The organism is Humibacillus sp. DSM 29435 (assembly GCF_001758225.1).
Classification (GTDB): Bacteria; Actinomycetota; Actinomycetes; order Actinomycetales; family Dermatophilaceae; genus DSM-29435.
In genome coordinates this window covers 1-14,995 of record NZ_MAST01000051.1, presented here as the reverse complement: position 1 = coordinate 14,995, position 14,995 = coordinate 1, and the positions used below count along the sequence as shown (strand labels likewise).

The 14,995-nt window shown below is 68.6% G+C and carries 11 protein-coding genes; 4 read left to right on the top strand and 7 right to left on the bottom strand.

All coding sequences use genetic code 11. The annotated features are described in order from the left end of the window. Positions 1 to 3: 3 nt before the first annotated feature. Together BA895_RS19425 and BA895_RS24635 are read right to left on the bottom strand one after the other, a co-directional pair. On the bottom strand, positions 4 to 597 hold the full coding sequence (locus tag BA895_RS19425) for a DUF501 domain-containing protein (RefSeq protein ID WP_070193546.1): 594 nt from the start codon (positions 595 to 597) through the stop codon (positions 4 to 6). Then, on the bottom strand, positions 597 to 962 hold the full coding sequence (locus BA895_RS24635) for a septum formation initiator family protein (protein WP_254666573.1): 366 nt from the start codon (positions 960 to 962) through the stop codon (positions 597 to 599). Before BA895_RS24635 ends, BA895_RS19425 begins: the two co-directional genes overlap by 1 nt. Between BA895_RS24635 and BA895_RS24630 the strand changes: the two genes are divergently transcribed. Next, the gene (locus tag BA895_RS24630) at positions 961 to 1,359 is read left to right on the top strand and encodes a hypothetical protein (RefSeq protein ID WP_254666572.1); all 399 of its coding nucleotides are present in this window, start codon (positions 961 to 963) and stop codon (positions 1,357 to 1,359) included. The two genes, BA895_RS24635 and BA895_RS24630, sit on opposite strands and share 2 nt — an antisense overlap. Here the strand turns inward: BA895_RS24630 and eno are convergent. After that, the gene (gene eno, locus BA895_RS19415; RefSeq protein ID WP_070193544.1) at positions 1,343 to 2,647 is read right to left on the bottom strand and encodes a phosphopyruvate hydratase; all 1,305 of its coding nucleotides are present in this window, start codon (positions 2,645 to 2,647) and stop codon (positions 1,343 to 1,345) included. The two genes, BA895_RS24630 and eno, sit on opposite strands and share 17 nt — an antisense overlap. A 259-nt stretch (positions 2,648 to 2,906) precedes the next feature. Here eno and BA895_RS19410 point away from each other — a divergent pair, with 259 nt between their 5' ends. Beyond that, positions 2,907 to 4,379 carry a sugar transferase gene (locus tag BA895_RS19410; RefSeq protein WP_254666571.1) on the top strand — a complete coding sequence of 491 codons (1,473 nt, stop codon included), beginning with the start codon at positions 2,907 to 2,909 and terminating at the stop codon, positions 4,377 to 4,379. 84 nt (positions 4,380 to 4,463) lie between these two features. Here the strand turns inward: BA895_RS19410 and BA895_RS19405 are convergent, their stop codons facing one another. The 3 genes from BA895_RS19405 to mfd form a co-directional block, all read right to left on the bottom strand. Beyond that, positions 4,464 to 5,429: a MazG family protein gene (locus BA895_RS19405; protein WP_070193543.1), complete on the bottom strand. Its 966-nt coding sequence runs from the start codon at positions 5,427 to 5,429 to the stop codon at positions 4,464 to 4,466. Between the two features lie 28 nt (positions 5,430 to 5,457). Next, positions 5,458 to 5,994: a hypothetical protein gene (locus BA895_RS19400; protein ID WP_254666570.1), complete on the bottom strand. Its 537-nt coding sequence runs from the start codon at positions 5,992 to 5,994 to the stop codon at positions 5,458 to 5,460. Between the two features lie 75 nt (positions 5,995 to 6,069). Then, positions 6,070 to 9,744, bottom strand: a complete 3,675-nt coding sequence (mfd, locus tag BA895_RS19395; RefSeq protein WP_070193542.1) for a transcription-repair coupling factor — start codon at positions 9,742 to 9,744, stop codon at positions 6,070 to 6,072. Between the two features lie 318 nt (positions 9,745 to 10,062). Between mfd and cysC the strand changes: the two genes are divergently transcribed. Together cysC and BA895_RS19385 are read left to right on the top strand one after the other, a co-directional pair. Beyond that, entirely contained in the window at positions 10,063 to 11,481 is a 1,419-nt protein-coding gene (gene cysC, locus BA895_RS24625; protein WP_070193541.1) for an adenylyl-sulfate kinase, read from the top strand. A 3-nt stretch (positions 11,482 to 11,484) separates the two neighbouring features. Next, on the top strand, positions 11,485 to 12,477 hold the full coding sequence (locus BA895_RS19385; protein WP_083283571.1) for a sulfite exporter TauE/SafE family protein: 993 nt from the start codon (positions 11,485 to 11,487) through the stop codon (positions 12,475 to 12,477). Between the two features lie 724 nt (positions 12,478 to 13,201). Here BA895_RS19385 and BA895_RS19380 read toward each other — a convergent pair. Next, entirely contained in the window at positions 13,202 to 14,155 is a 954-nt protein-coding gene (locus BA895_RS19380; protein ID WP_070193540.1) for an alkaline phosphatase family protein, read from the bottom strand. Between the last annotated feature and the right edge of the window lie 840 nt (positions 14,156 to 14,995).

Sequence of the window (14,995 nt, the reverse complement as noted above, 5' to 3'; positions counted from 1 at the left end):
GGTTCAGTCGCCATCGGAGCCTCCCTCGTGGTGAGTGTCGGGCAGGATCTGGCTCTCGGAGTGCAGCTGCGCACACGAGGTGGGCTTCCACCACTCCCGCAACATCGCGAGCGCCTCGTCGCCGAGCGGGTTGACGCCCGGGCCGGACGCGAGGGAGTGCGCGACGAGCACGTGGAGGCACTTGACGCGCGTCGGCATTCCGCCGGCACTGACCTCGTTGATCTCGGGCACCTCGCCCAGCTCGGAACGCCTTGCGAGGTAATGCTCGTGGGCGCGCTGGTAGGCGTCGGCCAGTGCGGCATCCTCGGCCAACCTGGCCGTCATCGACCTCATCACGCCGGCCGTCTCGAGGGTACTGATCGCCCCGGTGAGGCGGGGACAGGTGGCGTAGTAGGTCGTCGGGAACGGCGACCCGTCGGGCAGCCGCGGCTCGGTGCGCACCACGTCGGGTTGGCCGCACGAACAGCGGTGGGCCACTCCGGCAACGCCGCGGGGCGGACGCCCGAGCTGGAGCTCGACGGCATCGAGGTCGGGGCGGGACACCGCGGCGCCCGACTGCTGGTCAGCGCTGCACTCCACCCTTCCGGTGCCGCTCATCACTGCTTCTGCGGAAGCCCGGCGGCGGGGCGGTCGGCAATCTGCACCGACTGCCACAGCTTGCCATACCAGGGCGAGGCGTCGTTGGCCAGCGGGGCGGAGACAACCGGAGCCGGCGCCGTGGCCTGCTTCAACGCATCACGAGTGGGGTCGACGACCGTGTAGGCGCGGTCTCCGATACGCACGAACTTCAGACGCTGGCGGGCCTGGACCTCGATGTAGTCGGGGTCCTTCCAGAGCGCGGCCTGGCGTTCGAGACTCGACACGCTCTCGCGCTGGGCGGCAATGCTCTGCTGGAGCGCTGCGGTGTCGCTGCGCTGAGCGAGCACCGAGCGCAGTGTCGGCACGAGGGTCACAGCGAGCATGACCACGATCCCGAACAGGATGGCGCCGCGCACCCAGGCGGTCGACGGAGACGGAGGGAGCGGCGCCGCCGTGCGCGGACGCGCCGCCAGAGCGGGCCTGGGCTTGCCTGGACCGGTTCGGCCCGGTCCGGCCTTACCGGGTCTCGCAGGACCCGTACGCGACCCGGACCGCGAGCCCGCAGCCTTTCCCGCCGTCGTGCTGGTGGAGCGGCCCGACACTGCACCGCTCGTGCTGCGCGAGGCCGGCCGCTGTGTCTCGGCACGAACCGTTCCCGCCGAGCCGGCCCCCGCAGCCTTCCGGCCGGTGGGGCGCGGCCCCGGCGAGGGCCGACTCGCTGCCGAGCGGCCCTCGCGAGGGGGTGTGTGGTCGGCCACGACGATCAGTGCTTCGAGGTGAACCGTGCGGCGTCGAACCGCGGGAAAGCCCCGACCCCGGCGTAGACCGCCGCATCGTCGAGCTCCTCCTCGATGCGCAACAGCTGGTTGTACTTCGCAACTCGCTCAGACCTCGCCGGAGCACCGGTCTTGATCTGTCCGCAGTTCGTGGCCACGGCGAGGTCGGCAATGGTGACGTCCTCGGTCTCACCGGAGCGGTGGCTCATCATGCAGCGGTAGCCGTTGGTCTGCGCCAGCGTCACCGCGTCAAGAGTCTCGGTCAGGGTGCCGATCTGGTTGACCTTGACGAGGAGGGCGTTGGCGGTCTGGTTGGCGATGCCGCGGGCGAGCCGCTCAGGGTTGGTCACGAACAGGTCGTCACCCACGATCTGAACCTTCTCGCCCAGCAGGTCGGTCATCGACTTCCAGCCGTCCCAGTCGTCCTCGTTGAGGGGGTCCTCGATGGAGACGAGCGGGTAGGCCTCGACGAGCTCGGCATAGTAGGCCACCATCTCGTCGGCGCTCTTGCTGCCGCCCTCGAAGGCGTAGGTGCCGTCTTCGCCGTAGAACTCGGAGGCGGCCACGTCGAGGGCGAGACCGATGTCGCGACCGGGCCGGTAGCCGGCCTGGGTGATCGCCTCGAGGATCAGGTCGAGCGCGGCCCGGTTCGACTCGAGGTCGGGGGCGAACCCACCCTCGTCTCCCAGCCCGGTGGCGAGGCCACGGTCGTGCAGCACCTTCTTGAGGCAGTGGTAGACCTCGGCGCCCCAACGCAGGCCCTCGCGGAAGGTGGGAGCACCGATCGGGGCGATCATGAACTCCTGGATATCGACGTTGGAGTCGGCGTGCGACCCCCCGTTGAGGATGTTCATCATCGGTACGGGCAGGACGTGGGCGTTCGGCCCCCCGAGGTAGCGGAAGAGGGGCAGGCCGGCCGACTCGGCGGCGGCGTGGGCAACGGCCAGTGAGACGCCGAGAATCGCGTTGGCGCCCAGCGTCTGTTTGTTCGGCGAACCGTCAAGGGCGATCATCTCGGCGTCGATGAGCCGCTGCTCGCTCGCGTCGAAGCCGACCAACCGGGGGTTGATCTCCTCGATAACGGCATCGACCGCCTGCTGGACACCCTTGCCGAGATAGCGACCCTTGTCACCGTCGCGTCGCTCGGAGGCCTCGAAGGCGCCGGTCGAGGCACCTGATGGCACAGCGGCTCTCGCGAAGGTTCCGTCGTCGAGACGCAGCTCGACCTCGACGGTGGGGTTGCCCCTAGAGTCGAGGATCTCGCGGGCGCCGATCTCTTCAATGCTGGCCACGGGCTCTCCTGGTTACGTGCCTATGTCGGTCAGGGCGAGCCTAGCCCGCTCAGCCCCCCGGCCGAGGCAGCGACCCGGCATCCGGCCTCGAAATCCGTCCGAGCCCATCGAGATGCTTCACCGCCCCGCTTGTTGACGAAAAAACCGCATTCTGGCCACAGCGTCCCCGACAACCGGCATACTCATGATCGTCACAGGGGGTGACAGAGGAACATCATTCAGCTCGCCGGGGGGTGGGGGTTTAACCATGGGTCAAGCCATGCGTGAATCAGTTTTGCTCGACATCGGTGCGCGGCCGGTCAACCAGCCGCTCACCCGACGTTCGAGATCATTGCGGGCCGTGCAGTTCGGGATCGCAGGTGGGGACCTGCTGATCGTCGTTGCCGCGACACTCATCGCCGGCGCCGGCCGAAAACAGTTAGGTCTCGCGGAGAACAGCGACCTCACCGTCGTCGCGCAGTCGGTGAGCGGCTACATGATTGCGCTGTGGATGCTGGTCCTGGTGGCCAACGGGGCCTACGCCCGCACCCATCTGGGCGTGGGCACCAGCGAGTACGCCAAGGTGATCTTCGCCTCCGGCATGACCGCCGGCCTCATCGGCATCTCGAGCTACCTCGCCCAGTTCAACCTCTCCCGCGGGTTCTTCGTGCTGCTCTTCGCCGTCGGCGTTCCGAGCCTGCTGATCTGGCGGTTCGGTGCCCGTCGACTGGTGCACCATGCCCATCGCCAGGGCCGTCTGACCACGCGGGTACTGCTCTCGGGCGGCGCGTCACACGTCGATGACGTGGCGGCCGTGCTCGGGCGAGAGACCTGGCTCGGCTACGACATCGTCGGTGCCGTGATTCCCGACCACGCTCATCGGCCGGTCACCGACGGAGGGGTGACCGTCGTGGGCAGCACCACAGCCACCTCCGCCGCGGTGCTCGAGATGAAGGCCGACCTCGTCGTGTTCACCGAGGGAGCCTTCCCGACGGCCACCGACTTCCGCCGGATCGCCTGGGACCTCGAGGGCCGCCACGTACAGATGGCCGTCGTGCCCGCCCTCAGCGACATCTCCTCAGGACGCATGGCTATGCGGCCGGTCGGCGGCCTGCCCCTCGTGCACGTGGAGGAGCCGCAGAGCCTCGGCGCCTCGCGCACCTCCAAACGACTGTTCGACATCGTCGGCGCAGCGGTGGCCCTGGTGCTCGCCTCGCCGGTGCTGATCGCCGTCGCGCTGGCCATCAAGCTCGGCGACGGTGGGCCGGTGCTGTTCCGTCAGACCCGGGTCGGGCGCGACGGGCAGTTCTTCGAGTGCCTGAAGTTCCGCAGCATGGTCATCGACGCCGAGAGCAAGCTTGCGAGCGTCTCGCACCTCAACGAGAACGCCGAGGGCGTGCTCTTCAAGGCCATGAACGACCCGCGCATCACCAAGGTCGGCCAGCTCATCCGCCGGTTCTCGATCGACGAGGTTCCGCAGTTCGTCAACGTGCTGCGGGGCGACATGAGCCTGGTCGGGCCCCGTCCGGCCCTGCCCGCCGAGGTGCGCCGGTACAACCCCGACGTCCAACGCCGCCTGCACGTTCGTCCGGGACTGACCGGTCTGTGGCAGGTCTCCGGACGAAGCGACCTGTCGTGGGACGACACGGTGCGCCTCGACCTCTACTACGTCGACAACTGGTCGATGGTGCAAGACCTGAGCATCATGATGCGCACCGTGAAGGCGGTCCTCGGCTCCTCAGGTGCCTACTGAGCCCTACCGGGCCCTACCGAGCCCTACTGGCTCTCTAACTTCATACCCGTACCGTCGAGAGGGCACGAGCTGCCCTCTCGACGTTCAGGTTCGGAGGCCGGCGGCATCCTCGAGCCGGCGCAGCACCGCACGGAGGGCGCCTTCGGCGTCGATACCCTGCGACCGCCCGCGACGCACGAGCTGCAGCAGCTCGGCGCCGAGGCCGTGCTGCTCGATCTCGGCATCGACGAGGTCGGCGCGCCCGGCCTTCTCGAGCCGGCCGACGACCTTCTGGGCGCGAGCCAGCGACGGCAAGGAGGGCGGCACCCCGTCAAGTGGATGGGTGCGGTGCGACTTCTCGTGCGCCTTGATACTGTCCCAGTTGCGTTCTACTGCAGCGGAGTCGGCTGCCTCGACGTCGGCGAAGACGTGGGGGTGGCGGCGCACCAGCTTCTCGACCAGACCGCCGGCGACCTCATCAATGCCGAACGGTGCGCTCTCGTGCTCCTGCGCGACGCGCGACTGGAACGCCACCTGCAGCAACAGGTCACCGAGCTCTTCACGAACGTGGTCGGGGTTGCCCGACTCGATGGCCTCAATGGCCTCGTGGGTCTCCTCCAGCAGGTAGGGCACCAGACTCTGCGCGGTCTGTTCGGCGTCCCAGGGGCAGCCTCCCGGCGAGCGAAGCCGGTCCATCACCGCGACCACGTCGAGCAACCGAGATCCGGGGACGTCGAAGGACCCGACGAGCAGCTCGACCTCGGGTGGTTCCGGCAACCGGGTGACCTCCACCGCGATGGCATCGCTCAGGCCCGGGTCGCCGTCGGACGAGCCGACCCAGACGACCTCACCCGACCCTGCGGCCGAGACCAGGTCGCGGGCCAGAGCTGCTGCGTCGGTGCGATCGCGGGGCTCGACGACGACGCCCGCCTCGAGCAGGGCCTGGGCCTGCGGCTCGTCGACGACGCCCCACACGGCGTCGGCCGCACCGACGGCCAACCAGGCGTCACGGGTGAGGAGCCCGGGCGCGGTGCGCGGCGAGCTGACGAGGATGACGACACGGGTGGTCACGGCTGGCCTCGCGGCGAGATCAGTGTCGCTACGGGGCGGCCGGTGCGGTCGGTGCGGGGCTCGTAGCTTGCGACGGCTTGATCCACGACGGCGTGGCCGGGCCGAGGGCGAAGAAGACCGGGCCGGCCGTGGTGACGAACGACCCGAACTTCGGGTTGACCGACACATCTGCGCTCTTGACCGCAGCCTGGTACTTCGCCTCGACGGCCGGCGGAACCTGCTCCTGCTGCAACACCGTGGCCGCGAAGACGAAGGCCTTGGTCGTCTCGGTCGGGTTCGAGATGGCGGCGAGGGCGGACGCGTAGCTGGCGTCAGGCTGGAAGCCCCCCGTGCTGGCCAGCGCCTCGTCGAGCAACGGAGCCGCGATGAGCCCCGTGACCACGATGCTCTCCGCGGTGTCGAACTTGGCGGCCTTGAGCTGCTTCGCGGTCTCCTGCACGTCAGCCTCGTGGATGACGTGCCCGTTGACGATAGCGGCGGCCTGCTGGCGGGTCTCGAAGCCACACCCACCGAGCAAAGTGGACGCCGTGAGTCCGAGTGCCGCGGTGACGGCCAGTCGCCTCACCGGTCGAGCTGACAGAGCTGACAGAACTGACCGAGCCTTCACTGCTGTTCCTCCTCGGGCGGGTGCGGTGACATCCTACGGGGCGCTCGCTGCTGTCGTTGACACAGCGTGCCCGGCGGCGATGTCATCGAGCAGCACGGCGGTGATCAGCCGCCGGGCCCAGGCCAGCACCTCCACGTCGCGCAACGGCTTGCCGCCCACCCTGGCCGTCATCGGCATGGGTACGAGGATGGTGCCGAGCGCCTCCTTGACGATGGTGCCGGGGTAGAGGCGCATGAGCCGCAGCAGCTGGCTCTCGCGCAGCTCTCTGACCGGCCCGAACCGCACGACCTTGCCCTGGGCGCCCACGTCGCCGATCTTGGCCTGGCGGGCCACGACCCGCAGCCTCGCTACCTCGAGCAGGTTACGCACCGGCTCGGGCAGCGCGCCGTAGCGGTCGCGCAGCTCGGCCTCGATCTCGTCGACGGCCTCGAAGGTCTCGACCGTCGCGAGCTTGCGGTAGGCCTCGAGGCGCAGCCGCTCCCCCGGCACGTAGTCGTGCGGCAGGTGGGCATCGACCGGCAGCTCGATCTTGATTTCGGCCGGCACGTCGGTTGTCTCGCCGCGGAAGTCGGCGACCGCCTCCCCGATGAGGCGGATGTACAGGTCGAAGCCGACGCCGGCGATGTGACCTGACTGCTCGCCGCCGAGCAGGTTGCCCGCGCCGCGGATCTCGAGGTCTTTCATGGCCACGGCCATGCCCGAGCCGAGATCGGTGTTGCTGGCGATGGTGCGCAACCGGTCGTGCGCGGTCTCGGTCATCGGCTTCTCGGGCGGGTAGAGGAAGTAGGAGTAGGCCCGTTCGCGGCCCCGGCCGACTCGACCGCGCAGCTGGTGCAGCTGGCTCAGGCCGAACATGTCGGAGCGCTCGACGATGAGGGTGTTGGCATTGCTGATGTCGAGACCGGTCTCGATGATGGTGGTGCACACGAGCACGTCGTAGCGCTTCTCCCAGAAGTCGCCGACGACGGCCTCGAGCTGGTGCTCGCCCATCTGGCCGTGTGCCGTGGCGATACGGGCCTCGGGCACGAGCTCACGCAGCCGCGCCGCCGCCTTGTCGATGCTGCGCACCTTGTTGTGCACGAAGAAGACCTGGCCCTCGCGCAGCAGCTCGCGGCGGATGGCTGCCGTGATCTGCTTCTCGTCGTAGGCCCCGACGAAGGTGAGCACGGGGTGACGCTCCTCCGGCGGCGTTGCGAGAGTGGACATCTCACGGATGCCGGTCACGGCCATCTCGAGGGTGCGCGGGATGGGGGTCGCCGACATCGAGAGCACGTCGACCGCCGTGCGCATCGTCTTGAGCAGCTCCTTGTGCTCGACGCCGAAGCGCTGCTCCTCGTCGATGACGACCAGACCGAGGTCTTTGAACGTCACCTCCTTGGCCAGCAGCCGGTGGGTGCCGATGACGAGGTCGACCGACCCGTCGGCCAGGCCGGCCAGCACCTCCTTGGCCTCCTTGTCGCTCTGGAAGCGTGAGAGCGAGACGACCTTGACGGGGAACTGCGCGTAGCGCTCGCTGAAGGTCTGCTGGTGCTGGCTGACGAGCAGCGTCGTCGGCACGAGCACGGCTACCTGCTTGCCGTCCTGGATCGCCTTGAAGGCAGCCCGCACGGCGATCTCGGTCTTGCCGTAGCCGACGTCGCCGCAGATGAGCCGGTCCATCGGCACCTGCTTCTCCATGTCGGCCTTGACCTCGTTGATGCTGACCAGCTGGTCGGGCGTCTCAACGTAGGCGAACGCCTCCTCGAGCTCACGCTGCCAGGGGGTGTCGGGGCTGAAGGCATGGCCCACGGTGGCCTGGCGGGCACTGTAGAGCCGGATGAGGTCTGCGGCGATCTGCTTGACGTAGCGCTTGGCCCGCGACTTCGTCTTGCTCCAGTCGCTGCCCCCCATCTTGTTGAGGCCGGGGTCTTCGCCACCGACATACTTGGTCACCTGGTCGAGCTGGTCGGTCGGCACGAAGAGCCGGTCGCCCGGCTGGCCCCGACGGCTCGGGGCGTACTCGATCACGAGGTACTCGCGGGTTGCACCCTGAACCGTGCGCTGCATCATCTCGACGAAGCGACCCACGCCGTGCTGCTCGTGCACGACGTGGTCACCCGGCCGCAGCGAGAGGGGGTCGACCTGGTTTCGGCGTCGTGACGGCATCCGGCGCATGTCCTTGGTCGTCGTGCCACCCCCGGGCTGACCCGTCAGGTCGCTCTCGGCGACCACCGCGAGGCGCTGCGCAGGCAGCAGGAAGCCGCGGCCCAGCGACCCGGTGGTGACGTGCACGATGCCGGCCGCCAGCGGTGCGCCGGGGTCGGCCTCGGACATGGTGACCGGCACCTCGTTCTCACCGAGGATCTCGGTGACCCGCCTCGCGAGGCCGGGACCGTCGACGACGACGAGCACCGACCAACCGTCTCTCGCCCAGCCGGCCAATGCCGATACCGCTGCCTCTGTGTTGCCGCGGAACGCCTCGACGTCGGCCGTGCCGAGGTCGAAGGTCAGGGCGGAGCCGACGGGGGGCACGGCATCCGCAGATAGCCCCGTCAGCTGCGCCAGCTCAGCGTCGGCGGTGAAGCTGGTCAGTGACCACCACCGGGCACCGATGTCGAGCGCGTGGGCGCGCACGTCGGCGAGGCCCCAGTAGGAGGCGGTGCCGAGCACCGACTGAAGGTCGATGGGCACGACGTTGCCGGCGGCCGCGTTCGACCAGCTCGCGTCGAGGAACTCGGCGCTCGTGGCGACCAGGTCGTGAGCGCGAGTGCGGATGCGCTCAGGGTCGGAGAGCAGCACCATCGAGCCCTGCGGGAACGTGTCGAGCATCGACTCCATGCCGTCGACGAGGGCAGGCGCGAGCGACTCCATCCCCTCGACGGCGATGCCCTCGGCCACCTTCTCGAGCAGGTCGGCGACGCCGGGAAGCTGCGGCGCGAGCGCCCGGGCGCGAGCACGCACACTCTCGGTGAGCAGCAGCTCGCGGCAGGGCGGCGCCCACAGCCCGTGCTCGGACACTTCGAGGCTGCGCTGGTCGGCCACCTTGAACCAGCGGATCTCCTCGACGGTGTCGCCCCAGAACTCGATGCGTACCGGATGCTGCTCGGTGGGCGGGAACACGTCGAGCAAGCCGCCGCGCACGGCGAACTCACCACGTCGCTCGACCAGGTCGGTGCGGGTGTACGCGGCCGCGGCCAGTGCGTCGACGACCTCCTCGAGGGGGCGCTCCTGGCCGACGCGCAAGGACACCGGCAGGAGGTCGGCGAGCCCGGTGGCGATCGGCTGCAGCAGGGCTCGCACCGGCACCACGACCACCTCGAGCGGACCGTACGCGCTGTCGTCGGGCTCGGGGTGGGCGACTCGCCGCAGCACGGCCAACCGCCGACCGACCGTGTCGCTACGGGGGCTGAGGCGCTCGTGGGGCAGGGTCTCCCAGCTCGGGAAGGTGGCGATCGTCTGCGGCGGCAGGAACGAACCGAGGGCCTCGGCGAGGTCGTCGGCCTCACGGGTGGTCGCCGTGACCACCACGATCGGTGCGGTCGCCCTCGGCGTGCGCGGCGCGACGTCGGTCTCGAGGCGGGAGCCACCCTGTCGCGCGAGGGTGGCGATGAGCGGCGCGCGGGCCCCACCTGCGACGGTGATGTCGACCAGGGGGTGCTCGAGGGCGCCGAGCACGGCACGAACCCGGTCGTCGAGGCGGAGGGACTCGCAGACGGCGGTCACGGACATGCGCTGAGTGGTTCCTTGTCGCTGAGGCGGCGTCCGGGAGAGAACCCCGGAGCCTCGCAAGCGTAGTTCAGGCCAGGGACAGTGGTCACCGACAGCGAGCACCGGCAGGTCGGCCCCACCACGAGCGGACACAGCGCGCCCGTTCGTTCGGGTCTGCCCGAGCGTCTGACGCGAACATTCTCATTTCACACGTGTTTGGTGTGAGTTGGCGGTAGCGTGAACGCGTTCGCCCGGGTCGTCCGTACCCGCCTGCATCGCGCCCGAGGAGTTTGCACCATTTCCACCCAGACCGACCGACCACAGGTCGACCTTCCAGACGTGCAGGTCGACCACCTCGTCGCACGAGACATCGACCTCGCCCTGCTCAGACTGTTGCCGATCGGGCAGCTGCTGGGCGGGCCACTGGTCTCTGACGAACCAGTCACGACCACGCCGACCGCACCGACCGACGCAGAGACGGTCGTGTCGCTTGACCTCGCTGCCGATCTGGCCGCTGCCGTGCGTGCTCAGGGGGGCATCGTGCTGCGTGACGAGGAGCTCACGCCGTTGGCCCGGCTCGATCTGATGGACGCAGAGCCGGGCGACGGGCAGACCCTGCGGGGAGCCCTGTCCCGCCTGCGCGAGCGAGAGTCGGGCCCCGCACGACGCGATGCCGTCGCGGCCGAAGATCTCTGGCCCGACCAGCCGCGCACCGTCGTCGTCCTCGGCCGCCCTCCGGTGGCCGCAGACGCAGCGCTCCTCCACGAAGCCCTCGGTGGCGGCCGGCACGCCGATGGTAGTGGCGCAGCCGGTCGGTCTGCATCGCTGCAGCCCGTTCTGGTCGTCATCACCGACGACCCGTCGGCGACCGTGCCTCCGCAGGTCATGGGCGACATCGCACGCCTCTGGATCGCCGACCTGGGGCTGACCGACGTGCGGGTCATCTCGGCCCCTCTCGCCTGGCGTGACCCGGCCACGAACACGGTGCTCGCCGCCCGGTTGGGCCAGGCACTGGGCGGGTCGCCGACCCTGTTCCTCGACCCCGACGACGCCTCGCCGGCGACAGAGTCCTGGCTGTCGGTTCTGGCTGAGCTCGAGGTGGGCAACATCGACTCCCCCGCCCTCGAGGCTGTCTCAGAGCCCATCCGTGCTCGACTACTGCGCTGGCGACGCCCCCGCACCGAACGGGGACTGGTGCTGATGTTCAGCGGGCTGTCGGGCTCGGGCAAGTCAACCCTGGCCCGCGACGTCAGTGACTGGGTCACCACGCACAGCGACCGCACGGTGAGCCTGCTCGACGGCGACGTCGTGCGCACGATGCTGTCGTCGGGCCTCGGCTTCAGCAAGGCCGACCGCGAGCTGAACGTTCGCCGCATCGGGTTCGTCGCAGCGGAGGTGGCCCGGCACGGTGGGATCGCCATCTGTGCGCCGATCGCACCGTACGCTGCGACCCGAGCGGCCGTGCGCGCCATGGCTCAGGCCGTCGGCGACTTCGTGCTCGTGCACGTCAACACCTCGCTCGAGGAGTGCGAACGGCGCGACCTCAAGGGTCTGTACGCCAAGGCGCGGGCCGGGCTCATCCCCGAGTTCACCGGAATCTCCGACCCCTACGAAGAACCCACCGACGCCGACCTGGCCGTCGACACCGAAGTGGACGACCGGACGACCGCGCTCGCGAGCGTGGTGCACCTGCTCGAGTCGGGCGGCTGGCTGCCCGAACCGTCCCACCCGTCATCACCACAACTACGAGAGAACTAAGCCATGGACATCGACTGGCTCCTGGTCGCCGCCACTTTCGGAATCGGCGTCGTCGTCGGACTCACGGGCATGGGCGGTGGCGCCCTCATGACCCCCGTACTGGTGATCTTCTTCGGCATCCCACCTCTCACCGCCGTCTCAAGCGACCTGGTCGCTGCCGCCGTGATGAAACCGGTCGGGTCGATCGTGCACCTGCGACGGGGCACGGTGAACCTGTCGCTCGTGAAGTGGCTCGCGATCGGATCGGTACCGGCCGCCTTCTGTGGCGTGCTCATCACCCGGGCGATGGGTGACGGTGAAGCGGTGCAGCACGGCATCCAGATCGCCTTGGGAGTCGCCCTGCTGGTGGCTGCTGCCGGGCTGTCGGTGCGGGCCTACGTGCGCCTGGCCGAACGGGCCCGCCGGCGTGACGGAAGTGCCGAGCGGCTCCCCCAGGATCGCCCGGAGGTCGTCGTGCGCGTTCTGCCGACCGTCGTCGTCGGCATCCTCGGCGGCGTCATCGTGGGCATGACCTCGGTCGGCTCCGGCTCGCTCATCATCATCGCGCTAATGGCCCTCTACCCGGCGCTCAAGGCCAGCCAGCTGGTCGGCACCGACCTGGTGCAGGCCGTGCCTCTGGTCGCGGCCGCTGCGCTCGGACACGTGCTGTTCGGCGACTTCCAGCTCAGCCTGACGTTGTCGTTGCTCATCGGCTGCGTGCCTGGCGCCTGGGTCGGCGCCCGCATCTCCTCACGAGCCCCCGGTGGTTTTGTACGCCGCGCCCTCGCTTTCGTGCTGCTCGCCTCGGCCCTGAAGCTGCTCGGGGTCTCGACGGGAGCGACCGGCCTCATCCTGCTCATCGTGTTGCTGGCCGCCCCCCTCGTCTGGTTCGCCCTTCGCCGCCACCACGGCTTCTCGGGGTTCGTGCGGATCGGACACGCCAAGCGACCCACGTCGGGCGGGAACGAAGGCGAGACGTCCGCCAGTGAGCTCTCCTCACCCAACAGCGGGCGTTGAGACGGGCGTTCGCCCAGCGCCCGATCGGCTCGCGGCACGACGACGGACCGCGCAGGTGGGTGTCAGCTCTTGCGGCTGCCCGCCGTGGCGGAGAGCCGCCTACGCGGTGTTGACTTTGACCGCACCGGTGCGCACGCGGCGCGGGCACAGGATTCCGTTCGGGGCGCCGTAGTCTCTTCGGGGCCAGGGGCTCGTTCTGATCTCGTGTCGCAGGCCAGGTCGGTGTCGACCCGTCGAGGCGACGGGTTGGCCAGCGAGGAGTCGTTCGTACGCCTCACGGGAGGTGCGCCAGCCAAGCAGACCGGTCGGCGCGCACGGTCGGGTAGGTGGGTTTCGGGCAGGGTTGGGCACGTCACCGAGTCCGGGTCGCCCTGGGTGGCGCTGTAGGAGCCGTAGGAGCCGTAGGAGCCGTAGGAGCCGTAGGAGCCGTAGGAGCCGTAGAAGCCGAAGGAGTCGTGGTCGAAGTGCCTCCGGGTGCAACGGAAGCAGTTCTCCTGCCGCCACAGTGAGCCACCACGGACAGATCACCTGTCAGGGTGCGCCGATCTGAGCGGTGGCTACGGGCAGAGTGATGGTGTTGTCCGCAACCCCGCCAGGCATGATCACGGCCGTTCTCGTCGCTGTAGGTCTGTCGGTAACTGGTTCGGGAGCAGCCAGCCCAGCTCACGAGCCAGCGACGGGATCATCAGAGGCCGAGCCCTACTGCCGTCGGTTCTCCTTCAAGTCAAAAACCGAGTCCGGGCCGCAAGGACGCGGGATGCGTGGCGGATCCCTTGATGCGCGGCAACTTCAGGATGTCCTGGACTGTGCCCAGGAGGGTGTAAAGGCTTTGGTCTGAGGCGTCAGTAGCTCCAGGGGTGATGTATGCCGACATCACGACCGTGGGGATGTCGCAGGAGGGGTGCGGGGTGTACCTCGCCGGGTCGGAGCAGTCCTCACCGGCAGTGCCTTTGCCCTCCCCCTCGTCCCAGGTGAGCAGCACCAGGGTGTTCCCGTTCAGGTAGTCCGTCGAGGAGAGGACCTGCGGCAGGAAGCTGCTGAGCCAGCTGTCGCCTGCGGTGATCCGGGTCGCCGAGGTGCCAGGACAGCCGCTCACGTAATGCATGTCGTTGCACTGGTTTGGTGTGACCCAGGAAAAGGCGGGCAGATTGTCGGGGTCGAACTGGGTGAGTGGCACGTCGTTGCTGGTGCAGTGGTTGAGCGGAGCGCGCAGGTCGGTGTACCAGTAAGCCGGGTTATGGCCCGCCTGGTACGGCTTCCTCGAGGCCCCGCAGCTCCTGGCCATGGACTCCTCGTAGGACTTCCAATTGCCATTGAGCTGGTTGAAGATGTTGTTGTAGGAGCTCTTGGCCCCGACGGCAGTAGGCACTCCGGAGGTGGCTGCCATGTAGTTGGGCGCCGACGGGTGGGTCGAGCCGTGCATGTTCTTCTCGGAGCCGCAGGCAGCGATCAGGCTGTGAATGTAGGGTGCGTTGGCGTTGGCGAGTGTGGCCGGTTTGACGTTCTCGTCCATGATGACGACAACGTGCCTGTAGGTCGGCGGACTTGAGCGGTTGTAGACAGCCGCCCGCGAGCCACAGGCGCCAGCCGCGTCGGCATAGCCAGGAGAAGCATTGCCAGCCCCCGCCGCAGTCACGAGCGCCAGGACGGTCGCGACGGTCGCGCTCAGCTTCTTCACCGTTGTCAGCTCCTTGACATCATCGAAATGATAATGCGCTGAGGCTCTGCCTGAGAAGGCTTTGGTAAAACCCGCTGTGCAGACAGGACGTTGTCAATCTGCCTTTGCTGCTGGTCTTTGGTCAGACGGGTTCACCGATAGCTGGGTCACACGGTCCGAACTCGAACGAAGCGGCTGAATTTGGATCGAGTTGATGGAGCCTGCGCCAAGGCCTTCGGCGCGTAGCGCCGTGATACCCATATTTGCCGCTCACCGGGACGGACCGGTAACTGTTGTGACAATGCCGTCTCGGGGTCGGCGTTCGCACATTTCACGAAGGAACTGGTCCTGGTCCACCCTCCGCCACGCCTCCAGGGGCTCGGCAAAGTCGACATCTGGTGGCGAGGAGCTTGATCGGGCGGCGGTTGCCTCCGGCTGAGACCGTGACATGGCGGCGACGGTGGGTGGTCTGCGAGGTGGTAAGCGAGGCGGTTCCAGCTGGTCGCGGCCTTGCGAAGGGTGGCTTTGGGTTGGCGCCCCGCGCCCGGTTCGCTGCTGATGGCGGTCCTCCTCGACGACGTCGGACCCCGGTGGCTGGTTCGCGACGGCCCAGTGGCCGCGCCACCGGGCCGCGGGGGTCTCGTGGTGCTTCGGTCATGGTCACCGAGCTGGTCGTGTACAGGTCTGGAGGGCTCCTACCTTTTTCGAACGTGCAGCCAGAGGGGCCGGCTCGGTGGTGGATCAAAGTCCTGGATCGCATTCTCGGGATGTTGAGTACTCGGTGGTGAATGCCTGCAGACAGTGTGTGTCGACGACGCTTGAAAACGAGGCCATAGCGACGGTCGAAAACGAGGCCACCCA

Coding starts and splice junctions, on each gene's coding strand:
- BA895_RS19425 (WP_070193546.1), bottom strand. CDS start 597: ATGAGCGGCACCGGAAGGGTGGAGTGCAGCGCTGACCAGCAGTCGGGC.
- BA895_RS24630 (WP_254666572.1), top strand. CDS start 961: ATGACCACGATCCCGAACAGGATGGCGCCGCGCACCCAGGCGGTCGAC.
- BA895_RS24635 (WP_254666573.1), bottom strand. CDS start 962: ATGCTCGCTGTGACCCTCGTGCCGACACTGCGCTCGGTGCTCGCTCAG.
- BA895_RS19410 (WP_254666571.1), top strand. CDS start 2,907: ATGCGTGAATCAGTTTTGCTCGACATCGGTGCGCGGCCGGTCAACCAG.
- mfd (WP_070193542.1), bottom strand. CDS start 9,744: ATGTCCGTGACCGCCGTCTGCGAGTCCCTCCGCCTCGACGACCGGGTT.
- BA895_RS19385 (WP_083283571.1), top strand. CDS start 11,485: ATGGACATCGACTGGCTCCTGGTCGCCGCCACTTTCGGAATCGGCGTC.